This window comes from Candidatus Dojkabacteria bacterium, from assembly GCA_016927995.1.
Classification (GTDB): Bacteria; Patescibacteriota; Dojkabacteria; order JAFGLO01; family JAFGLO01; genus JAFGLO01.
The window spans coordinates 48,920-70,374 of sequence record JAFGLO010000007.1; the positions used below are offsets into that span (position 1 = coordinate 48,920).

Below are 21,455 nucleotides of genomic sequence, written 5' to 3' on the forward strand. Positions count from 1 at the left end.
CTAACTATTTTACTGCTTCACTATTTCACTTCTTTTCTGTTCTAATTCCAATACCCGATTTCTTCGTAGGTTTGATCCTCGGTAATTTCAATACAACCGGTACTTGATCCTATCGGACACTTCTTCCCGGAAATAAAGTCGTATGTATCTAAATCATAGGTTAATGTGTAGACATAATCAGCTGTTGTATAATACTCGTAATATCGGTTTGCATCATCGTCGTAATCATAATCATAAATGTAGCCCCTAGCAGCATCCAACATGTCATAGTACTCATCGTAATCCGACAACACACAATCATCGTTTAAACATTTGTATATTGTTGAGTTAAATTCTTCGTCATACTCAAATTTAAAAGTATAATTACCAACGTCTTCCTCGTAGTTGTAATATGACAGATCATAAGAAACATCAAGACCACTTACAGGAAGGGATAACATACCGGGAAATCCACCACGCTCAAGTTCGTCAAAAACTTCTTCCCAGTCAATATTTTCATCAATTATTGGACCCAGATCTTTTGCTTCTTTAGGAAGGGAAATGTCAAGGTATTTTCCGTATCCGTCCACGGCAATTGAAAAATTCATCTTAATGGTATTATTCCAGCCGGAGTACGAGGTTTCAATGGTCATTCCAAATTCAATCTCATAAAGTTTCATTGTAACTCTATCAGTACAAAATGAAACGTGCATCTCTTTAAGATCATCAAAATCTGAAAAATCACCCTCGGAATCTATTTCCTTCTCAAGATAATCAACAAAATCTGAAATCTTTTTCTCATCCCAGTACCACATATAGCAACGAGCACGCCCGTCATCAAATGTCTTACCGGGCAAGTCAACAATCTCAGGCTGAATTTCATCACTTGTTAGAATTTTCTCAATAAGCTTGTACTCTTCGTCAGTAAGCTCGAAAGCCGTTGGTTCATTTATTGTTTCAATCTGATCGCTATATCGTTCATTGTAGATTTCAATAATCTCGGATATATCATAATAAACCCACTTGTTAACATACTCTAAAGCTTCGGAGTCCATATTCTCTTTCACATAATCTTCATCTATTGTGACCTTTCCAAATATAATTTCGTCTGTTGTAATATACCCATATTCAAGATTCATTTCGTTTATTGCATCGTATTCTTCTTCTTCTGTGTCATCCCATTCAGAAGACTTCACATTAACGGTTAAATCACCTTTTATATCCTGGGTTCTTATGTCGGTTAGCATATTCATTGTCATCGAAAAACTTTCAAGAGAGGTTTCTCGAGTATCGAGATCTTTCTCCTCTGATGAAAAGGAAAATTCATATGTTGCCTTCGATGGGCGATCTTTCTCCGGAATACTACTTATATCTTTATTGTTAAGTCCGATTTCTTTCAGAAGCTCTTCAAGGGTATATCCACCTTCCTCCGTAGCTTTTTTAAGTTCAGGAAGTAAAGACTCGGTAATATCGGTAAACTCATATGGATATGGAACAAATGAAGAAACATTTAAAAGCCCTTCGGTATAATCAATAACGGGGGATGCTAACGGGACTTCAATATTTGTAAGTGCTGCAAATCCCACAAGCCCTGTAAATCCCAAGGCTAAAGAACTAAATACAGACAAGAAAAGTCCGGTCAAAACACCGGCAAGAACCTTTATATTGAATTTCTTCATTTATGAATGAATAAAGTTAATGATAACATTATATCAGTTAGTGACAAAAAAGTGAACTATGGGCTCTAGGGTGTGTTAGCCCTGGGGCCTGGGGAGCAAAATTAGATGTTCCCGTGTGTACAAACTCTGACAATTTTAAGATACGTGTCATTATATCTCTCTGTGAAATCGACGAGTACTGTCATTTAGCTAATTTTGCTCCCCAGGCCCCAGGGCTAACACACACTAACTATCCACCAAGCACTGTTTACTCATTTTAATAAACAATGTATACTTACAGGTTTTGTAAGTTAATCTACCTCAATAAATGAAAAGCGAAAAAATTATAGAAGTAAAAAACCTTTTTAAGCGGTACGGAAATCTAGTCGCAGTAAATGACATAAGCTTTGATGTTTATAAAGGCGAAATTTTTGGACTTTTAGGTCCTAACGGTGCAGGAAAAACTACAACCCTTGAAATAATGGAAACACTCCGGGATGAAACAGATGGCGACGTAACCATTGCCGGGTATTCAATAAACAAAGATCCAAACAAAATAAAAAGACTTATTGGAATTCAGCTTCAACAGTCAGGATTTTATCCCAAACTCAATTTAACTCAACTTATCCAACTCTTTGAAGGACTTTATGGTGTAAAGGTTGATACAAAAGAAGTTCTTGACTCTGTTGGACTGGGCGACAAGGCCAAGGTCGAATTTTCTAAAATGTCAGGCGGACAAAAGCAACGGTTTTCTCTTGCAGTAACGCTCATAAACCGTCCCAGGATAATATTTCTAGACGAGCCAACAACAGGTCTTGATCCGCAAACTCGCGTAAACATTTGGGATTTAATACGATCTATTCGTGATACAGGAGTAACAATAATTATGACTACCCACTACATGGAAGAAGCTGAAGAGCTGTGCGATAGGGTAGGAATTATGGATAATGGTAAGCTTGTAGCCATTGACACACCCCAAAATCTTGTTCAGGAGCTTCTGGACCGTGGATTCAAATCTAAAAAGGTAATAAAACCTGCAAGTTTGGCCGATGTTTTTCTTGACTTAACAGGTAAAGAACTTAGAGAATAAGATCTTCGTAAGGATAGGTTAAAAACCTGTCCGAAAGTTAACAATAACTTAAAAAAAAACTAAATGGCAAAAAGCACAAAGCAAGACAAAAAAACAAAACCGGTTCCTAGAAAATATAATCAACTAAAAGCACTCCTTGCAATTACAAAGGCTAGCATGATCTCAACATTGCGAAGCCCAAGCAGTCTAATTTTTGGACTTATCTTCCCGATAATTTTTGTAAGCATCTTTGGACTTTTGGATGATCAGGGACTTTCATTTGACGTAGCACTTCGCAAAGGATCAGATACAACAAACCCAATATTCGAAAGCCTTAGTGAGTCAGAAAGCGTAACCTTTGAATATGACCTTTCAGATACAGAGATCTTGGAAAAGCTTGAGAAGGGAAAACTCGATGCGGAAATTTTCATCGAGCGAAGAGACTATCAATTGCCGATGTACGAAATTACGGTCACCGTAAGTAACGCCTCCCAAATGTCTGGACAGTTCTTACATGTTGTTTCAGGAATTTCAGACAAAATAAATCTTGCTGCAGCTCCGGTAGACGGATTCCTAACATCACTTTCAGTATCGGAGGTCGAGGGTAGAAAATACAAAGCAATAGACTTTATCCTGCCAGGACAATTAGGCTTTTCACTACTTAACATGGGTGTTTTTGCAACTGCGTTTGTATTCCTAAGACTACGAGAAACCCTTGTTCTAAAGCGTTTTTTTGCAACACCTGTTAAAAAACTTTATGTTATAGTTGGTGAAGCATTTAGTAGACTCAGCATTTCGTTACTTCAGGCAATGCTTGTAATTTTACTTGGATATTTCTTCCTTGGATTTACTCTGAGTAATGGAGTGGAGACATTTATAAGCATGGTACTTTTATCGGCTATAGGACTTATAATCTTCATGGGATTCGGCTTTATGATATCCGGAATTGCAAAGACAGATGCAGCAATTTCACCTTTTGCAAACATTATCACTTTACCTCAAATGCTTTTGTCGGGCACATTTTTTGAAATGGAATTCTTTCCGACTTGGCTACAATCAATTGGGAAAGCATTGCCACTTACATATTTTAATGATGCTATGAGGAAAATCGCATTTGAAGGCTTAAGCCTTGTCGACGTATGGCCCGAACTTTTAGCCTTATCCGTATGGGGAATTGGTATATATTTCGTTGCCATCAGAGTTTTTAAATGGGAAGCAGACTAACAATCATGACAGAAAAAAACAAAGCAAAAGGCACCACTGGAGGAGTTATTGCAACCGTTGGATCTATTATTCTTGTAAATGCACTCACCGCCGCCTGTCCGCTTTGTTTGGTCGCCGTTTCCGCAAGTGCAGGCTTGTCAAAATACCTTGGAGTTGACGACACAATTACAGGAACATGGTTAGGTGCAATTGCCGTTACAATTATTTTTATGATTATTTCGGCATTCGATAAAAAAGGAAAACAGTTCCCAGGAAGAAATCTGTTAATAACTCTGTCTGTTTTTACTGCGTTTTTAATTCCGCTTACCCTAACTGGACTTGTAGGTAATCCACAAAATGTTATCTCTTACTCTATACCTTGGGGTATTGATAAGCTTCTTTTTGGAATGGCTGTAGGTTCAATCACTTTTGTAATTTTTAGCAACATTCACAATCTGTTAAAACAAAAAAACAATGGTAAAAGCTTTTTTCCGTTTCAGAAGGTCGTTTTACCGGTTGCGGGATTACTTTTAACAAGCATCATTCTTTATTTCATTTATAAATAGTTTCACTTCTTTACTAGGCAAGTCATAGACATGTCTCTACTACTTCACTGTTTCACTGTTTCACTGTATAATCCAACACTTAAACTAAAATTCAATGCAAATGAAAGAATCCGACGTAAAAATTAAAGATGTAGAAGAACTTGTCGAAAAATATGACAGTCTTAAAAAGAAAAACAAGCTGGATTTATCAGCAGATCAGGACTTGTCTATTGCAATTATGAACTTAATCAGTATTGAAGAACATCTTTTCTTTAGCGGAGCCAAGACGGGTGATTCAGCTTACTACGAACTGTTAGATCAAATTCGTGAGATGCGAAAAGAACTTCTTAAAAAGATTATTAAGGCTTATGAAGGCGAAGTCTGGTGTATTTCTAAGCATCTTTTGGCCGCAAGTTATCGCCTAATGGAAGTTGGAACCAAAAAATTGTCCCAGGGAGATTCTCAGGAAGCAACGGATCTATTTGATAAAGCTTATGGTTTATACTCACTCTTTTGGGCATTAAATATGGGAGTAATCAAAGTAACTGACATTAAAACAACCTCTAAATCCTAATGAAAAATGCTATTACCTTATTTCTTGAAGCACTCAGCCGTGCTAATATCTCCTTTTCTGTTATAAAAAAAGAACCAAACGGTTCGTTAAAACTTTCAGTAAACCCTGGTGATTTTAAAAAAACTGCAAAACTTCTGCGTGAAACATTTCCGGACTATACAGAACTCGAACATACAAGACTTAATAACAAAGAATATATTGAATCGGTTGAATTAGAGATAGGCGATATCGAAATTACAATCTACTCAAAAAAGAACTTAGCATCGGATTCCACCCCGATAACTTTGTCAAAAAACACCGAGTCCCAAACAAAAGCTACCGAATCTTCGAAGAAATCATCAAATTTTTGGTCAAAACTTGGCAAAATGGTAAAAGAAGCAGTAGATTGTTGCATAGAGTAAAAAATATTCTTGTAAAATCCTTTACTGTTTCAATGATTAAACCGTGGAACCACGTAAAATGTATTTGAATTATAAAAATATTGAGTCTTTACACTGTACTAATAACAATTAGACTACTCTGCCAACTATTATTTATATTAATTGTAATAAGAGTTGTATATTTAATTGTTTCATTTAGGGTGGGAGACAAAGTCCCATTTGTTCCATCAGGGAAGCTTGCAATTCAAAAGATTCTAGAGCATAAAATTATTCCTCGTGCCTCGATTATTTACGATCTAGGTTGTGGAGACGCAAAAGTTCTAGCCTGTCTTATAAAAAAGATACCTGGAGTCAAGGGAGTTGGCGTGGAAAAAGACCCAATTGTGTTTCCACTCGCCTGGATTAGAAAGCTGTTTTTACTTAATAGATCAAAAGATTTAAAGCTAATCCTCGGTGATATAAGAAATGTTGATATAAGCAAGGCCGATGTTTTATATGTTTTCTTAATGCCTGAATTTATGAAACAGATAATAATCCCTAAAATCGAAAAAGAACTTAAACCTGGTGTTTTGGTAATTAGCAATATGTTCGAAATACCCAAAACCAAAAACCTAAGGCTTTACAAAAAGCTACTTTTAAAGGAATATCGTTTTCCAACTCGTCACAATGAGTATTTATGGATTTATAGAGTAGTGAAATAGTAGGGACATGTCCGCGACTTGTCCTGCGTAGCAGGGACGTTTCTAAAATAATTTATCCTTTATTCCTCGCATAGCAATAATAACCGTTTGAATATGCTCTTCTATTGAAACACCTATCTCCGCAGCCCCTTTGGAAATCACATCCCGATCAACGTTTGAGGCAAAACTTTTCTCTTTAAACCGTTTAAGAACCGATTTAACCTCTAATCCATCAATTTTGTCAGGCCGAACAAGTGAGCAAGCAATAATAAATCCAGTAAGTTCATCGACAGCCCAAAGCGTTTTAGCCATTAAACTTTCGGGCTTTTCTCCGCCACGCTTATCCCAGTCTTTATATCCGTATCCGTGAGAATTAACAGCATGAGCAAGGTCAGTTTCGCCCATTTCCCTTAACTTCTTTACAATAATTGCAGGATGTTCATCCGGATATTTCTCCCAATCAGCATCATGTAAAAGTCCGGCAATTCCCCAAAGCTCAGGATTTTCGTTAAATCTTTTGGCATAAGCTATCATAGCTGCTTCTACAGCAAGCATATGCTTTTTAAGATTGGGTTTGTCGATAAGCTCATCGACAATTTGCATTGCAGCTTCACGTGTCATATGTATCGCCTGTTTATATTATCTGCTCAAGCTAGTATACCAGACTTTACTTAATATTACGTATTAACTATAATCAAAAATTCGACTTAAACTCATCAACTGCTCAACTGTGGATAAACAATTAAAAGATGTCCTTTCATCTGCAAGGAAGATTGCAATCACTGCACATATTTCCCCTGACCCTGACGCAATTGGTTCCCTTTCCTTTTTATATCAGATATTAAAATCCAACTATCCTGACAAGAAGATTATTATGTCGGTAGACGATGGGTTTGCAAAAAATCTATCGTTTATAAAATTTTCCGATAAAATAAAACTACAGCCCTTAGTAAAAACAATTGCGGATCAAAAGCCTGATTTATTAATTTTCCTTGACGGAAATGAGTTTAAACGATTTGCCAAGGAAGATCCGGAGAAGCTAAAAGCCAAGATAACAAAAGCTAAAATTAAAACAGTGATTATTGACCACCATCCAATTATTAATAAAATGGGTGTTGACCTATACATTCAGAAAGAGACCTCTTCAACAGCCGAATTGATCTACGAAATACTCAACGACATAATAACACTTGATCGAGATTCCGCAGAAGCACTACTTACTTCAATTGTCGCCGATACCGGGCGATTTCTATACCCCCTAAGGTATCCAAAGTCAACATTTGCATTGGTAACAGAATGTTTTAAACACGGAATTCTAATTGAAGAACTATCAAACAAAATGGTGCGATATACACGGTCTCAACTACTTATTATTGCAGAACTCTTAAAAAATACTGTAGTTACATCTGATTATACATACAGTTTTTATAGTCGTGAATTTTTAAATAATTGGTTTAAGGAAACAAAGGGCACAAAATATGAGGCAGGGGAGGCAAATCATTCATATGTTCATACATATTTACGTGCCGCAAATGGAAATAAATGGGGATTTACTATTACTCCACATACTGATAATAAAAAAACTTTTAGAGTTTCGTTTAGGGCTGATAACGCTGCCGGCATTGATACCTCAATATTTTCAAAAGCACTTGGTGGAGGAGGACATAAACCAGCATCAGGAGCAGAGTTTGAGGCAAAAGATATAAAAGAGGCTATAAAAAAAGTTAAACAGATAATTAAAAATTGTTAATACAGTTACGGTTGAGCTTGAACTTAGCCTTTTTTCCCGGATATTTTCCCAAACATAGGAATCACTGCGATATTTCCATACCGCTTGTCGTCGACTACAGTATTATCTAATGGCACTAGATCGCCGTACCGATTTACTATTTCAAGTGCAACCATAGCATCGTCAAGCCCGCGGTGGGATCTAAACTTAAGTCCCATATAATCTTTTAAAAAGCCAAGCTTATATGAGGGGAGGTATGGCATGCCTTTACGAGCAACCCTTACGCTGCAAAGCCTAGGTGCAACAACAATTGGTTGATCATATCTATAAAATTCCGAGTTAACAAAGTCAAAATCAAAATAAACATTGTGCGCAATAAACACAAAATCTTCAATAAAATCACGAAACTCCTTAATAGCCTTAACGGGATCCTTGGCATTTTGGTCAAATTCCTCCTGAGTAATACCGGTTAAAAGTGTTGTGCCCAAAGAAATATCGTCAACCGTTTTTATCAATTTATCAAATTTAGCTGTTACGTTGCCATGTTCAACTTTTACTGCACCAATCTCAATTACACGTGCGTCTGAATACGAAAGACCAGTGGTTTCCACGTCAACAACCACAAAATTGTCTGTTCCATCAAAAAGTCTCATACACAATTATACAGTAATTTAGTTTATTACCTTACCCCCTGTGTGATTAAATCTTGCTGGATGTCAACTTTAGTCATTGTTAAAAGTTTAAACTACTGATAATATCTATGTATAGATAAGTTAAAATAAAGGTCATGCCTAATACCCAGAATTCAATCTTAAATCGGTCACTGGTCCGTGTTTTTATTTATGCAATAGTCTTTTTTCTAATCCAGTTCTTTAGTTCTCAATATGAAGGGCCCACATGGCTCGAAACCGTCGGAATAATAATGTTTTTCCTTGGAATTACAATGTATACCATTGGCTTAAATAATCTTTCAATTCAAACTGCTTTTTTTGAAAGTTCCAAAACCCTTGTTACCACCGGAATTTACTCAATTGTAAGACATCCGTTATACACAGCTGTTGCCATAACCTATCTCGGAGCAGGAATTTGGAATCAATCAATTGCCGGAATCCTGACCACCTTATTTATTCTAATTCCGGTGTTATTTTACTTTGCAAGAGAAGAAGAAAAAGACCTTATTACCCGTTTTGGTGAGGACTACATTAATTATAAAAAGAAAACACTTTTTTAAATGAACATAGAAACTCTTGTTATTATAATAATTGCGCTTCAAGTGTTAGTTCTTGCTTTATTATTATTTGGGAAAAAACACTCGACTGATTCCCTTGAAAACGAAATCAATACAAATGTTAAACGTCTGGAACCACTATTCAAGGAAGAAATGGCTCAGAGTCGCCGCGAAAATGCCGACAACCAGCGTGCCACCCGCGAAGAGCTTGGAAAAAACGTTAAAGACTTTGGTGATTCACTCGATAAACGAATAAGCTCGTTTGCACTTCTACAAAACAAAAACTTTTCACAATTTTCCGATAGCCTATCAAAAGTTAATCAAAATACTCAAAAACAAATGGAAGATGTAAGGCTGACAATCGAAAAGAAGCTTGATTCAATTCGTGAAGATAACACCATTCAGCTTGATAAAATGCGTTCTACAGTCGATGAGAAACTTACTGAAACCCTTGACAAACGCCTCGGTGAAAAATTTAAGCTTGTAAATGACAGGCTGGAACAAGTTTATAAAGGACTGGGTGAAATGCAAAATCTTGCTCAAGGCGTAGGTGACCTTAAAAAGGTATTATCAGGTGTAAAAGTTAGAGGTACCTGGGGTGAGGTTCAGCTTGGAAGCCTTTTAGAACAAATCTTAACACCAGAACAGTACGACACTAACGTATCAACCAAACAAGGAAGTCACGAAGTTGTCGAATTTGCAATCAAAATTCCAGATAAAAAAGAGAAAGGCTCATTCCTTTATCTCCCTATCGATGTTAAATTCCCAATGGAGGATTACGAGCGGCTTATAAAAGCTCAGGAAACCGCCGAAAAAGAAACAATCTTACTTGCACAAAAAGCAATTCAACTTAGAATTAAATCGGAGGCTAAAGATATTTTTGACAAATATATTGATCCCCCAAACACAACTGACTTTGGAATCCTGTACCTTCCAATCGAAGGGTTATACGCCGAAGTCACCCAACAGATCGGGCTTTGTGAGCAGCTTCAGCGTGAATTTCACATCGTGGTAATGGGTCCAAATACTGTTGCTGCTTTTCTAAACAGTCTACAAATTGGATTTAGAACCCTTGCAATTGAAAAGCGTACAAGTGAAGTATGGAATCTTTTAACCACAATCAAAGAAGAGTTCGGTAAATTTGGAATTATTCTTACAAAGGCTGAAAGTCAGCTTGCTACCGTACAAAATACTCTTAAGCAAGCCAACTCCAAAACCACAACAATATCCAGAAAACTTACAAAGGTCGAGCAATTACCAATTGGAACCAACAAAGAACCAGAAGAAACCGAAAATATACCACTCCTTGAGGAATAAATATCTCTTTAGACTACTTGCATGAAAGCACAATTTTACTACATTAAAACCTACGGTTGCCAGATGAATATTACTGACAGCAATCGAATTCGTACTATATTAGATAATGCCGGATTTACCGAAACAAAATCCGTAGAAGATACTGACATATTTATTGCAGTCAGCTGTAGTGTCAGGGAAAGGGCCGAGGCCAAAACACTTAACCACATTAGAGACTTAAAGCGAAGTAGGGGGAAAAATAAACCCGTTTTAACCGTTCTAACCGGATGTATGGTGCGCCGCGATCATAAAAATTCCGTATGCAAAAATACACAGGAAAATGTAAGAAATCTTAAACAAAAGTCCGGAAATTCTATTGATATCTACATCGATTTACGAGATATTAAACGGCTTCCGCAAAAATTAAGCAAATTAGGGAAGGGGAGTGACTCCCCTATTACAATAAATGAACGTACGCCTTCCTCCTATCTTCAACTCCAGCAAAAACATACCCCCGACGGTATAGAGGCATATATCCCAATAATGACAGGATGCAGTCAGTTTTGTACCTACTGTATTGTACCGTTTTCACGCGGTGAAGAATTTTGCAGAACAAAAAAAGCTATTATTGCCGACGTGGAAACAGCCCTAAGCTCCGGAAAAAAGATAATTGTACTGCTTGGACAAATAGTTGATAAATGGAGCCAAGACGGCAAAACCTTTCTTGATCTGCTTAAGTCAGTCTGTCGAATAGATGGCGAATTTTTTGTAACATTCTTAAGCCCGCACCCAAGTTTTATAACAAATGAAATTATTGATTATATCTTCAAAGAACCCAAAATGCTTAAATACCTTGGACTTCCATTGCAAGCCGGCAGCAATAGAATTCTTAAAAAGATGAATCGGACCTATACTACCCGGAAGTATCTCAAGCTAATTGACTATATTAGATCAAAAGAAATGAATACCGGCAAACTTTTATATCTTACTACCGATATTATTGTTGGATTTCCGAGCGAAACAAAAAATGAGTTTAATGAGACTGTCGAAATACTAAACCAAATTCAGTTTAATAAAGTTTTTCTTGCCTACTATTCGGAACGTCCGTTTTCGATTGCCGCAAAGGTTTTCCCGGATGATATTCCCTTAGCCGAAAAGAAGAAGCGAAAGCAAATACTTATCGAGGTTACCGACAAAATTTTTGAAAGCAAAAACAAAGCCCTTTTAGGTAAAGAAGTTACTGTAATTGCCAAAACTCAAAAGATTGGCTTTATGGACACCTACCAATTTGTCGAGATACTAAATTTACCCCCTAATTCGATCGGCAAAGTTCTAAAAGGAAAAATAACATACGGTGGGAGGTATGGAATTAGGGTAAAAGTGTTTTAGGGGTCAAATTGAGGCTCTGGGGAGCTTTTCTTTATCCATTCTTAATTCTCGCCGTGGTTTTTATCATCTATTACACGTCATTACACCGTTTTACTCCTTGTTTCCATTACCAAGCCTGGCAAGCCCCAGCCTTACCGCCTGTGAAGCTTCACTAAGAACATTTAAGACCCGTAACTGATCGTTAACGTCGGTAATATGACAAAAGGATGCTGGATAAAGCTCATTTACAAAAGTAACCAAATTTATAAGTCCTGAATAAATTAATGCCCCGGGATAAAATTCTTTGTAACTTGTCCTGTTACGTTTAACTTGCTCTATATCTACTAACACAATTGGTACTCTTTTGGTCTCTCCATATTCGTTAAAATCATATTCAAATTTATATCCAGGTAATTCAATTGCTTCTTTAGTTAGACTACCAGAAGGATCTTCTACATTAAAAAATATACCCCAATAACGACGTCCTAATATTGAATCAACTTTATCAGAAATCTTAATTCTCAGCTTTTCGGAACTGTCCGATGGTAATCCTATTGAATAATTAGGAGAAAACGGATTTTGGGGGTCATTAACCTCTAGATTATAAGTTTTTAAGCGTTCGTTAAGCTGTTCCAGTTCCCAAACCGCAATGCCATGCAAATATTCAACACGTTCACCTGGGGTCTTTATTTCTTCAAACTCACGGCTTAATCTTCTATTGACAACGATTCCTTCTGGTGACTTAGGTGACATACAACATTTCTTATGTAAGAAATTATTGAATTTACTGCAATATTATAGCAATAAATGCCAAGGAGTAGGGTAATTTAGAGGCAGAACACCCTAAACTACCAACGAATCTAGAGTTTTGAGACAACTAAACCACTAAACAGAAAATTCCCGGAAAATTCATGAAAATTAGCTTAAAATCTAGACCAATGCAGGCGAATAAACGTTAATTTTTAGTGCTATTTTCTAAATAAATCAAGAAAAATTCAAAACATGTATTTCGCCAAATTCATACCGCCTTCCGAGTATAAGGGTGATTATACTCAGTTTCGATATTCCCTATTTTACGTTTTTTGAGCGGCTTTTTTCAAAAAGGAGAAGACCGTCAGAAAAATATATATAATTCTCCTGTAATGCTTCGAGCCGTTCTTGTGACAAAGAGCTTAAATCCATTATTTCTCGTATATTTTGAAGCCCCCGGTTAAATAGCATTAGACAAATGCTACTAGACGAAGTGTACAGTTCGTCCATTATGTCCAAGTTATCCACACCAAAATATTACAGGATACATTTTCACACCCAGGCTTGACTCGATTATTATGGGACACTCCCCTTCTCTACGTTCAATCATTCCCTCAAAAACGTTATCCGATAAGGATTAAAAATAAGTTGCACTCGAATAAATGATAACGATAACGGCCATAATTATTAGATAATACTCAATAATTATGGAAAGATTAAGCTTCTGTCTAAACGAACTCATAAGCGTTCCGGTCGCAGCAGCAAAAACCATTGCAGGATAAATGGAAGCAATCTTGTAATTTATTGGCCATATAAAAAGCACTATCATTGCAATAAAAGATACAAGTCCAATTCCTACGGAAAGTGCTAAATTAACACGAATTGCGCCTCCAAATGTAAAAATAATAGGATACGCAATAACTGTATAAACAAGAAACAGAACAGTATAGTAGTACCAGGGAAATGAGAACGTTAGAAGTCCCAATGTAAAGAAATATACTGAAATAATCCCAACAATATATACAACGGTCTGAGCAACTTGCAGCAAAGGTACTGTTCTTACTTGTGAAACGTTAACAATATTTGCAGATAAAAATACAACTTCAGAAAATCCAAACAGAAATATCAGAATAACTGCAAAAGATAAAATCTCATCGAATCTCGAGAGTTGCCCCAAAAAGAAGAGTTGAACAAACAAGGTTATTCCAAAAAGAGATGATCCTACAAACATTGCGAGCACCTGAAAGGTAATCATTGTAAGTTCGCCCCAGAAAATCCATAACAAAAGTAAAACGCCAACGGCAGCAAAAACAATTGCATCAAGGAAAATATCCTGAATTTCAATATTTTGACTTCGAAAGAATCTTAAGGCAATAAAAATTCCAACAATTATTACGGACCCCAAAAACATTCTTCTTCGCTTCCACTTATCCACAACAGCAACGGATTCTTTGGACGCAAAGCGCTTGGGACGAATACTTTTAACAAGCCCCAACCTATTTATTAATCTTCGCTGAACTTTTTTAATGAACAATTTGAACTTTGACTGATTAACGGCATAAGGAGCGTTTTTAAATAGCTTTAAAGAAGAATCATCTTCAACCAGTTTCGCTAAAGCCTTTTTGTACCCTTCCCGCTCATTGGTAATTGTGCTCACAATAACCTCCCTTCTTGCTGAAATTTAACCCCTAGTGATTCGTAACCTGCCTTGGTAACAACCCTACCCTTCTTGGTTCTATCAATCAATCCTCTTTTAATTAAGTATGGTTCTATTACTTCTGCAATTGTTTCTTTATCCTCGGAAATTGCTGTTGCTAACGTAGAAAGGCCTACCGGACCACCGTTAAATTTGTCAACCATCAAACGAAGAATCAATCGATCTGTTTTATCAAGCCCGTATTCATCAATTCCCAGCAAATCAAGAGCCTTTTCGACAATGTCTGCAGTTATTTGATCGGAGTTAAATTCAACCCTTGCATGATCTCGCACCCGCTTTAGTAATCGAAGCGCTAATCTTGCCGTTCCACGGGCTCTCTTGGCAATAGCTAATGCAGATTCTTTATCGATTTTAATTGCCAAAACATCCGCGGCCCTTATTATAATACTAGTGAGATCGGAATCATCAAAGAAGTCTAGCCTTATTAAAAGCCCAAAACGATCTCTTAATGGAGACGATAGCAGACTTAGTCGTGTGGTTGCACCTATTAGGGTAAATTGAGGTAATGCAAGCCTCATAGCCTTTGCTCCGGGACCCTTACCCACAATAATATCAAGTCCAAAATCTTCCATGGCAGGATAAAGCACTTCCTCAACGCTTTTGTTAAGCCGATGAATCTCATCAATAAATAAAATGTCACCCCTTTTTAGGTTTGTTAGAATTGCGGCTAAATCACCCTGGCGTTCAATTGCAGGACCTGAAGTGATTTTAATATTAACACCCAATTCCTTTGCAATTATATTGGCAAACAATGTTTTACCAAGCCCCGGCGGACCGTGAAATAATACATGATCTAATGCTTCATTTCGACCACGAGCAGCATTTATTGCCATGCTTATAAGTCTTTTCTCAGAATTACGTCCAATAAGCTCATTTAGGCTATTAGGTCGCAACTTGGGATCTACAACATTATCTTTTGAAACGGTAACCTTTTTATTCATGATCCTTAAGACAAATATAAACTAAACTCTCGGTGGACTCCCCTTCTATTTCAGTTTTACTAAGCTTTGAGATCATTGCTTCGACTTCCTTCGAAGAAAATGCTAGTGACTTAAGTGCCGAACTTACCTTAGAAAGTTTATCAAGGGATTTGGGATCTAATGCCTTTTTAGTATCATCTGTAACCAATTTCTCGGCAAGTTCCAAGACTATTCTTCTAGCTGTTTTATTACCGAGACCCTTGATTGTGCAGATTTTCTTGACATCTTTCTCATCGAGTAATTTCGCAAATTCTGTTACAGAGAACTGAGATAATATATCAATTGCTGTTGCCGGACCAACCCCACTTATTGAAATCAATTTTTCAAAAAAAAGCTTATCTTCAAGATTTGAAAACCCAAAAAGGTCTTCTCTGTTTTCCCTTATGTAGTGATAAATGAGAAGTGTTGTAGTTTCTGACTCGGAAAGATTGTCCAGATCCCTTTGGGAAACGAAAATATTAAATCCAAGCCCGGAAGCAGTCAATAAATCTATACTCGAGGATTCCTTTCGAATAATTTTGCCGTTTAAAACACTTATCATGCGTGTATATTATCATTGCAGAAAGATTATTCCAACCTATCCTTAAGCTCAAATTTTATTGCAGTGCAATAAGCAATTCCGAGTGCATCTGCAAAATCATCGGGTGTTGGCAAAAAATCAATATTCAGTATTGTCTGAATCATTTTTTGCACCTGTGCCTTTGATGCATTACCATAACTAGTCAAACTTTGCTTTATCTCATTAGGAGTAAACTCATAAAGCGGTAATTTATACTTTCCGCAAAGTGCATAGATAAGTCCCCTACATTCGCCAACAGTAATTGCAGTTTTAACATTTTTCGAAAAAAATATATTTTCCATTCCTACACCGGAAATTTCAAACTGTTTAATTGTTTTTTCAAGAGACCTTAACAATTTGTATATTCGGTCAACTTTAAGACTGTCTGCAGCCGTTTCGAATACCCCCCCACCTATGTAAGTAATTGTGCCGGATGAGTCTAATTCGACAACACCCCAACCCATTCTGGCAATTCCCGGATCTATACCCAATAATCTCATTTCTTTTGCATATTATGCCAAACATTAATTACGTCATCATCATCCATAAGAAGATCTATCAATTCGTTGATCTGTGCAGAGTTCAGAGATTTTACAATATTCTTGGGAAGATACTCAATACTCGAAGTTTTTACTATATATCCTATGTTTATCAATGCAGTTTTTATGGCAAAAAGAGAAGAACTTACACCAATTAACAGAAAATTATCCTTGTCTTCGGTAACATCGACAACACCTTCAATCCCGGAAACTGTGTCAAAAAAATCTTCAAAGGCGGCAGTCTTCTCACACTTTATAAGTGCCACACGATTAAACTGCCACATTACTGCACCCTTGTCTGCAATATTTCCACCATTCATATTTAAAATGTTTCTCAAAGTAGAAATTGTCCTGTTTTTATTATCTGTCAAAGTTTCAATTATTAGTGCAACTCCAAAAGGTCCATATGCTTCATAAAAAACTCGCTCCAACTTTGCACCTTCTTCCCCTCCAGCTGCCTTATTTATTGCCCGTTCGATATTAGCATTAGGCATACTAGCTTGCTTTGCTTTATCTATTGCAATCTTTAACAACGAGTTACTTTCAGGATTTACGGAATCACCTTCCGCTATTGCAATAAAAATTTCCCGAGAAATTTTTGAGAACAGTTTTCCTTTTTTAGAATCTGCAAGCCCTTTCTTATGTTGAATTTTGGACCATTTATTATGCCCGGACATAATTATTAAGACGAATTTTATTTATTCTCCGATGTAGTAACATCCAAAGGACTACAAATTATAACAATTATATCACCTGTATATATAAAAGGCGGAGGGCCCTCAATGATTTCGGGAAATTGTCCCTGTGTTGCAAAAAGCATAAACTCGATAACGTCACAGCTTTCCTCAAATTTATTTTTGGTTTTAGTTACATATATTTTACTCCTACCACACTCGTCGTATACCCCACCGGGTATATTGTCCGTTCTGATTACGTTTAATCCGTAGTGGTTGAACGATCTACTGAAAAATCCGGCATAACCTGCAATATCAGTTGTATTAAATACTTCGACCTGAGTTTGCTCAAGTTTTATTGGTGTTCCAGCTGAAATCTCGCGAAACATCTTATCCCAAGATTCATAAGTGATTCCAACAAGCGTTGAGCCATCCTGTTGAGTAACTGAATTCGCAAAAGTCATCAATTCAAAACTTTTTAAAGTATACTCTTTAAGTTGGCTCCTAAAGGCCGTAAGATCGTTTTTTGAGGGGTTACCGTAGGAACATGATACTAAAGCCTCAATTTGTGATTGATTCTGTGCAAGATCCCAAAAGCCAAGGTCTAAAACATTTACTATATCAGGGAAAGAAGACTCTTCACCTAAAAGATTGCTAGAATCACACTCAAGGGGAACTATTACGACATTATCAAATCGATAAGCCAGGCTACCTTCTAAAATACCTAAGAACCCGTTAACTATATTAGGTTCTGCAAGCATTGCCGCCCTTACTAGAAGCGAAGAAACCTTTGCCATTGAACCTGAATTATCAATTTGCATATACCCATCCCCATCAAGACAAAAGCTATTAATTGTTCTAGTATTCTCCCAAGGAAAATACCCACAGATCTTTATAATAGTAGTATGATACAAATCTTTTGAGTCAACATACACCCAAAGCCATGAATTAGTGTTTTTTTCAGATCTGTTAATGACAAAATCTTGAGAATACGATACCTTTATCGATGACACTTCGATTTGTGTTTTTATAAACAAATATCCAACGCCTAATCCTCCCAAAAGCAAAAGTAACAACAAAAGTCGAAAAACAACACCGCCAAATCCGAAATTGGCACGTGCTTTTCCCTTATTCTTGCCTTTAATTTTTTTTGCAAAATCACCTCTCACAATAATTGATATTACCACAAACTATCGACACGCACACAAGATAAACACATTATGAGACCTGCCTACATTAATAATTATCTTTTTAAAACTACACGTCCTATACATTACTGCAAAGTGAACAAACCGGAAGTTACAAAAATGTTACCGTGAAAATCACAACAATCCTTTCTGGAGAAGAATTCTAAACCCTTAGTCCATTTATACGCATATTATCAAAACAAACAAAATGTGATTATAATCCGATCGCGTACACCGTTTGTGTACATGCAGCGTGGTTCGTGTCTAATACCAGGTAAATTAAGGCGTGTTTTCATTATTATTGTTCACAAAACATGTTGATGCGCGCTGGTTAACACTAATCTGAATACCCACTAACCCCTGTTATCCACAATGAGTATCGGTTGAATTTACGAGCAATAAAAATGCGATATAGTTTTATTGAAAGTCGGCCAGAACCGAGAAGGCTATACGGTCTTTTTCGTAAATCTGTTTATACGAACCCAGATTCGACGACTTTTCTGCCCTTTCAGTCCCCAAATTACTTAACTGTTGAGAAAAGGGAGCTGTAATCAAAAATTTGATATAAAAGGCATGAAGCATCATCCTTGTAACTCCAAGAGCCCTTTTGAGGCTTTTAGAGCCTTTAGAATTGTATTTGTTATCGCCAACAATTGGCGCATTTAAAAACTTCATCACTGTACGAATCTGATGAGTCCTCCCTGTTAATATTCTAATTAACCAAATTAATGAATTATCTGCTTCTGCTATGGGAAAAAGTAATGTAACCGTAGACTTGGGTATACTTATATGCGTCTTAGGGTACTCCAAAGAAAAGGTATATCTCTGTCTGTCTTCACGATAAACCCAGCCCCCTATTCCCCAACCACGAGTAAGCTTAACCACCCTCCCCAACTTTCCACAAAAATAATTTGACAGCGACAGAACATCGTTCGAATCAAGCGTATCACTCTCAATTTCTTCTAGAGACTTAATCATTTCATTGTTTATAAAGCTGGTCACCTTATCAAAAGACATTGATTGTTTAGGTCTCAAAAATCCCTCCAAAATATTTTTTTCGTTAAGGTTTGGTGTTACTGCAACGTAATACTTTGTAACTCTACGTTTTTGAAACTGTTGAGCCAAATACGACGCAAAATTTACATCCTTCGCAAGGATCAAGCAACCGCTTGTTTCTTTGTCCAGACGATGGATTATTCCACTATTTACCTTGTTTTTTATATCAAAAGACGGTGAAAGTTCAAATCTGCTATATATTGTATCTGTTTCCTTACCTGCTCCAGGATGAACAGAAATAGATACCGGCTTATTTATACACAAGAATAAAGGATTCTCACAAATAACAAGTTCATTTCTTAATAAATTATCAGATAAATCTTTTATGTCACTTTGCTTGGGTTCTACAATATCAATTTTGTCGAACTTGATCCGAAATTTTCTTGACGGCTGCAAAATAACAGAGCCATTAACACTTACACATCCCTGCTTAATTAACTGGATTGCCTTTTCCCTGCTTACCCCAAATATCGAATTTCGAGATTTAAGATATGAAAAAACCAAAATGTCTAATCTTTTTACTTCCAATCTTTCATTACTACTTCTATTTTAGGTTTTTTTGAAACACTCTTTCCTTTTGTTCCCAAAACAAAAAGTATTATTCCCGCAATCACAAGCAGTATAAAACCGATGAACCAAACAATACTTTTAAATCCACCAATTATAATATTATCAACAACAATCATAATACTAACTATTGCTAGAAAGGAAAAATAAGCATAGTTTATTACAGTCTGATTGGGGCTATCAAGAAGTTTTAATAAAAACCCTGACAAGTAAACAACAAAGACAACACTTAAAAGAATAACTACTAATGTTGGAGTTTCATTCGAAAGAAATAGATAACTTGCAACCTGAAAACACAGATAAACCAATGAAATATTTAATAATGTTTTTGCCATCCGCACTTTGGGCAACTTATACTTTTTGGTGGCTACGCTTATTCCCACAATCAGGAAGGTAAAAATTAATGCTATTACATCGAGTCCATTCCAAAACTCTAATAGAACATACGGCAAAACTCTAACGTACGTACAGCTCTCATAACACGTAATTGGTAAATAGGAAAACGAGAACTGTCTGAAGATATCAATGTTGAACAAAACATATGATAACCTCCCGATAATAACCCCGGTTATTAATGAAATAAAAAAAACGTTGAAATATGAGAATACTTCGTTTCTATCGGTAACTTTAAATACACCCCTTAAGTAAAATCCCAAAACTATAAAGATTGCAGCCCAAGTCAGCAATGCAATAATCGCAAAATTCTCAGTCAAAAAAATCATTTTTTCTTTCCTTTTAAGTTTGACTTTGACTTCACGGACCCTTTATTCTTGGTTGCCTTTGGTTTCATCGGCTCTTTCTTTAAGTTTGATTTTGATTCCACAGGTTTATTCCTTGTGTTTTTAAAAAATTTTCGAAGAAAATCCCCCAGCTGCTTTAATAAGTTGTTAACAATATTTTTAATTACGTCTTGAAAACGTTTCATTTTTTCAGCGAGTTTAAACCTAGGTTTTATTAGATCCGGTTCCTGAATAGATTCCACAGGCTGTTTAGTTCCACAGTTTTTACAAAATGCACTTCTGACTGAAAGTTCTTTACCGCACTTTTCACATTTTTTCTTTAATTGGGCTCCGCAAACCTGACAATATTTATCATTTTTTGTTGAAACATCACCACATTTTTCACAAACACTGATTGAGTCAACCTCCGCAAGAAGAAACTTATGCTCCAAATCAGAAAAGTAGTTTTCCTGCAGAGTTCTTCGAGGTCGGATTATTAGATAGATCAAAAGTCCAACAACCGGAACAAATACAACAAGAAACCCCATAACAAGCTGAATTACGGAATTACTGTATCTGGAGACAGAGTCAAGCCAGAACCACCAAAGCATTACAAGCCAAAGAGCAATAAGTCCCAAAACAAGAACTCTCATTGCAAATTCAACGTTGATACTCATTAGCCATTGGATAAAACCCGTTATCGGATCTTTTGAAGCTATATTATCCGGAAACATTTTGTATATAATTTATTTTATTTTTTGTTTACAATGAACTGCCAGCGGAAGCCGAGATCTTTCCCTACTCGGCTTAGATCAATGGAACCAGTTACTATTCCCACTGCTGACCAAATGTCAATGAACTGCCAGCGGTGGGAATCGAACCCACACCTTCTTGCGAAGACGGGATTTTGAGTCCCGCGTGTCTACCAATTCCACCACGCTGGCAAAAAGTCTTTGTACATACTATAAACAAAAACTTCCGTCCAACTTGTAATTTTA

23 protein-coding genes and 1 tRNA gene are annotated in these 21,455 nt (G+C 36.5%); 10 read left to right on the forward strand and 14 right to left on the reverse strand.

Annotated elements, in window-relative coordinates:
• Nucleotides 1–41 precede the first annotated feature (41 nt).
• A complete protein-coding gene (locus tag JW962_02010; protein MBN1374086.1) occupies nucleotides 42–1,658 on the reverse strand; it encodes a hypothetical protein in 1,617 nt (538 codons plus the stop codon).
• 307 nt (nucleotides 1,659–1,965) lie between these two features.
• Here JW962_02010 and JW962_02015 point away from each other — a divergent pair, with 307 nt between their 5' ends.
• From JW962_02015 to JW962_02040, 6 genes are all read left to right on the forward strand, one after another.
• The gene (locus tag JW962_02015) at nucleotides 1,966–2,727 is read left to right on the forward strand and encodes an ABC transporter ATP-binding protein (GenBank protein ID MBN1374087.1); all 762 of its coding nucleotides are present in this window, start codon (nucleotides 1,966–1,968) and stop codon (nucleotides 2,725–2,727) included.
• 63 nt (nucleotides 2,728–2,790) lie between these two features.
• A complete protein-coding gene (locus tag JW962_02020; protein MBN1374088.1) occupies nucleotides 2,791–3,930 on the forward strand; it encodes an ABC transporter permease in 1,140 nt (379 codons plus the stop codon).
• A gap of 5 nt (nucleotides 3,931–3,935) precedes the next feature.
• Nucleotides 3,936–4,475 (forward strand): hypothetical protein, encoded by a 540-nt coding sequence (locus JW962_02025; GenBank protein ID MBN1374089.1) that lies wholly within the window; start codon nucleotides 3,936–3,938, stop codon nucleotides 4,473–4,475.
• A gap of 100 nt (nucleotides 4,476–4,575) precedes the next feature.
• A complete protein-coding gene (locus JW962_02030) occupies nucleotides 4,576–5,028 on the forward strand; it encodes a hypothetical protein (GenBank protein ID MBN1374090.1) in 453 nt (150 codons plus the stop codon).
• The gene (locus JW962_02035) at nucleotides 5,028–5,429 is read left to right on the forward strand and encodes a hypothetical protein (protein ID MBN1374091.1); all 402 of its coding nucleotides are present in this window, start codon (nucleotides 5,028–5,030) and stop codon (nucleotides 5,427–5,429) included. The genes JW962_02030 and JW962_02035 overlap by 1 nt, the downstream gene beginning before the upstream one ends.
• Before the next feature lie 179 nt (nucleotides 5,430–5,608).
• Complete coding sequence (locus JW962_02040) at nucleotides 5,609–6,109, forward strand: hypothetical protein (protein MBN1374092.1); 501 nt, start codon at nucleotides 5,609–5,611, stop codon at nucleotides 6,107–6,109.
• A gap of 42 nt (nucleotides 6,110–6,151) precedes the next feature.
• Here JW962_02040 and JW962_02045 read toward each other — a convergent pair whose 3' ends face one another.
• Complete coding sequence (locus tag JW962_02045) at nucleotides 6,152–6,709, reverse strand: HD domain-containing protein (GenBank protein MBN1374093.1); 558 nt, start codon at nucleotides 6,707–6,709, stop codon at nucleotides 6,152–6,154.
• 109 nt (nucleotides 6,710–6,818) lie between these two features.
• Here JW962_02045 and JW962_02050 point away from each other — a divergent pair, with 109 nt between their 5' ends.
• A complete protein-coding gene (locus JW962_02050) occupies nucleotides 6,819–7,838 on the forward strand; it encodes a DHH family phosphoesterase (GenBank protein ID MBN1374094.1) in 1,020 nt (339 codons plus the stop codon).
• Between the two features lie 23 nt (nucleotides 7,839–7,861).
• Here the strand turns inward: JW962_02050 and JW962_02055 are convergent, their stop codons facing one another.
• Nucleotides 7,862–8,470 (reverse strand): 3'-5' exonuclease, encoded by a 609-nt coding sequence (locus JW962_02055; GenBank protein MBN1374095.1) that lies wholly within the window; start codon nucleotides 8,468–8,470, stop codon nucleotides 7,862–7,864.
• 134 nt (nucleotides 8,471–8,604) lie between these two features.
• Between JW962_02055 and JW962_02060 the strand changes: the two genes are divergently transcribed.
• Genes JW962_02060 through JW962_02070 form a run of 3 tightly spaced genes read left to right on the forward strand, consistent with a single transcriptional unit; the run spans nucleotide 8,605 to nucleotide 11,730 of the window.
• A complete protein-coding gene (locus JW962_02060) occupies nucleotides 8,605–9,048 on the forward strand; it encodes an isoprenylcysteine carboxylmethyltransferase family protein (protein ID MBN1374096.1) in 444 nt (147 codons plus the stop codon).
• Nucleotides 9,049–10,362 carry a DNA recombination protein RmuC gene (gene rmuC, locus JW962_02065; protein MBN1374097.1) on the forward strand — a complete coding sequence of 438 codons (1,314 nt, stop codon included), beginning with the start codon at nucleotides 9,049–9,051 and terminating at the stop codon, nucleotides 10,360–10,362. It begins immediately after the preceding gene.
• Between the two features lie 21 nt (nucleotides 10,363–10,383).
• A complete protein-coding gene (locus tag JW962_02070; protein ID MBN1374098.1) occupies nucleotides 10,384–11,730 on the forward strand; it encodes a MiaB/RimO family radical SAM methylthiotransferase in 1,347 nt (448 codons plus the stop codon).
• Between the two features lie 90 nt (nucleotides 11,731–11,820).
• Here the strand turns inward: JW962_02070 and JW962_02075 are convergent, their stop codons facing one another.
• The 11 genes from JW962_02075 to JW962_02125 all read right to left on the reverse strand — a co-directional run bounded on the left by JW962_02075 (nucleotide 11,821) and on the right by JW962_02125 (nucleotide 21,401).
• Nucleotides 11,821–12,462 carry a hypothetical protein gene (locus JW962_02075; protein ID MBN1374099.1) on the reverse strand — a complete coding sequence of 214 codons (642 nt, stop codon included), beginning with the start codon at nucleotides 12,460–12,462 and terminating at the stop codon, nucleotides 11,821–11,823.
• A 634-nt stretch (nucleotides 12,463–13,096) separates the two neighbouring features.
• Nucleotides 13,097–14,116 (reverse strand): hypothetical protein, encoded by a 1,020-nt coding sequence (locus JW962_02080; protein ID MBN1374100.1) that lies wholly within the window; start codon nucleotides 14,114–14,116, stop codon nucleotides 13,097–13,099.
• A complete protein-coding gene (ruvB, locus tag JW962_02085; protein MBN1374101.1) occupies nucleotides 14,113–15,117 on the reverse strand; it encodes a Holliday junction branch migration DNA helicase RuvB in 1,005 nt (334 codons plus the stop codon). Before ruvB ends, JW962_02080 begins: the two co-directional genes overlap by 4 nt.
• Nucleotides 15,110–15,697, reverse strand: a complete 588-nt coding sequence (ruvA, locus tag JW962_02090; GenBank protein ID MBN1374102.1) for a Holliday junction branch migration protein RuvA — start codon at nucleotides 15,695–15,697, stop codon at nucleotides 15,110–15,112. The genes ruvB and ruvA overlap by 8 nt, the downstream gene beginning before the upstream one ends.
• A 26-nt stretch (nucleotides 15,698–15,723) precedes the next feature.
• Nucleotides 15,724–16,215 carry a crossover junction endodeoxyribonuclease RuvC gene (ruvC, locus tag JW962_02095; protein ID MBN1374103.1) on the reverse strand — a complete coding sequence of 164 codons (492 nt, stop codon included), beginning with the start codon at nucleotides 16,213–16,215 and terminating at the stop codon, nucleotides 15,724–15,726.
• On the reverse strand, nucleotides 16,212–16,931 hold the full coding sequence (locus tag JW962_02100; protein ID MBN1374104.1) for a YebC/PmpR family DNA-binding transcriptional regulator: 720 nt from the start codon (nucleotides 16,929–16,931) through the stop codon (nucleotides 16,212–16,214). Before JW962_02100 ends, ruvC begins: the two co-directional genes overlap by 4 nt.
• A 17-nt stretch (nucleotides 16,932–16,948) precedes the next feature.
• On the reverse strand, nucleotides 16,949–18,097 hold the full coding sequence (locus tag JW962_02105) for a hypothetical protein (protein MBN1374105.1): 1,149 nt from the start codon (nucleotides 18,095–18,097) through the stop codon (nucleotides 16,949–16,951).
• A gap of 435 nt (nucleotides 18,098–18,532) precedes the next feature.
• Nucleotides 18,533–19,699 (reverse strand): RluA family pseudouridine synthase, encoded by a 1,167-nt coding sequence (locus tag JW962_02110; GenBank protein MBN1374106.1) that lies wholly within the window; start codon nucleotides 19,697–19,699, stop codon nucleotides 18,533–18,535.
• Entirely contained in the window at nucleotides 19,690–20,460 is a 771-nt protein-coding gene (locus tag JW962_02115; GenBank protein MBN1374107.1) for a hypothetical protein, read from the reverse strand. Before JW962_02115 ends, JW962_02110 begins: the two co-directional genes overlap by 10 nt.
• Nucleotides 20,457–21,191, reverse strand: a complete 735-nt coding sequence (locus JW962_02120) for a zinc ribbon domain-containing protein (protein ID MBN1374108.1) — start codon at nucleotides 21,189–21,191, stop codon at nucleotides 20,457–20,459. The genes JW962_02115 and JW962_02120 overlap by 4 nt, the downstream gene beginning before the upstream one ends.
• A gap of 126 nt (nucleotides 21,192–21,317) precedes the next feature.
• Nucleotides 21,318–21,401: transfer RNA gene (locus JW962_02125), tRNA-Leu, on the reverse strand.
• Nucleotides 21,402–21,455: the final 54 nt, after the last annotated feature.

What these genes read in the sequence shown, in the direction of transcription:
- JW962_02025 (MBN1374089.1), top strand. Translation starts at nt 3,936, where the DNA reads ATGACAGAAAAAAACAAAGCAAAAGGCACCACTGGAGGAGTTATTGCA.
- JW962_02120 (MBN1374108.1), bottom strand. Translation starts at nt 21,191, where the DNA reads ATGTTTCCGGATAATATAGCTTCAAAAGATCCGATAACGGGTTTTATC.
- JW962_02115 (MBN1374107.1), bottom strand. Translation starts at nt 20,460, where the DNA reads ATGATTTTTTTGACTGAGAATTTTGCGATTATTGCATTGCTGACTTGG.
- JW962_02055 (MBN1374095.1), bottom strand. Translation starts at nt 8,470, where the DNA reads ATGAGACTTTTTGATGGAACAGACAATTTTGTGGTTGTTGACGTGGAA.
- ruvA (MBN1374102.1), bottom strand. Translation starts at nt 15,697, where the DNA reads ATGATAAGTGTTTTAAACGGCAAAATTATTCGAAAGGAATCCTCGAGT.
- JW962_02075 (MBN1374099.1), bottom strand. Translation starts at nt 12,462, where the DNA reads ATGTCACCTAAGTCACCAGAAGGAATCGTTGTCAATAGAAGATTAAGC.
- ruvB (MBN1374101.1), bottom strand. Translation starts at nt 15,117, where the DNA reads ATGAATAAAAAGGTTACCGTTTCAAAAGATAATGTTGTAGATCCCAAG.
- JW962_02060 (MBN1374096.1), top strand. Translation starts at nt 8,605, where the DNA reads ATGCCTAATACCCAGAATTCAATCTTAAATCGGTCACTGGTCCGTGTT.
- JW962_02015 (MBN1374087.1), top strand. Translation starts at nt 1,966, where the DNA reads ATGAAAAGCGAAAAAATTATAGAAGTAAAAAACCTTTTTAAGCGGTAC.
- JW962_02070 (MBN1374098.1), top strand. Translation starts at nt 10,384, where the DNA reads ATGAAAGCACAATTTTACTACATTAAAACCTACGGTTGCCAGATGAAT.
- JW962_02100 (MBN1374104.1), bottom strand. Translation starts at nt 16,931, where the DNA reads ATGTCCGGGCATAATAAATGGTCCAAAATTCAACATAAGAAAGGGCTT.
- rmuC (MBN1374097.1), top strand. Translation starts at nt 9,049, where the DNA reads ATGAACATAGAAACTCTTGTTATTATAATAATTGCGCTTCAAGTGTTA.
- JW962_02030 (MBN1374090.1), top strand. Translation starts at nt 4,576, where the DNA reads ATGAAAGAATCCGACGTAAAAATTAAAGATGTAGAAGAACTTGTCGAA.
- ruvC (MBN1374103.1), bottom strand. Translation starts at nt 16,215, where the DNA reads ATGAGATTATTGGGTATAGATCCGGGAATTGCCAGAATGGGTTGGGGT.
- JW962_02020 (MBN1374088.1), top strand. Translation starts at nt 2,791, where the DNA reads ATGGCAAAAAGCACAAAGCAAGACAAAAAAACAAAACCGGTTCCTAGA.
- JW962_02045 (MBN1374093.1), bottom strand. Translation starts at nt 6,709, where the DNA reads ATGACACGTGAAGCTGCAATGCAAATTGTCGATGAGCTTATCGACAAA.
- JW962_02035 (MBN1374091.1), top strand. Translation starts at nt 5,028, where the DNA reads ATGAAAAATGCTATTACCTTATTTCTTGAAGCACTCAGCCGTGCTAAT.
- JW962_02010 (MBN1374086.1), bottom strand. Translation starts at nt 1,658, where the DNA reads ATGAAGAAATTCAATATAAAGGTTCTTGCCGGTGTTTTGACCGGACTT.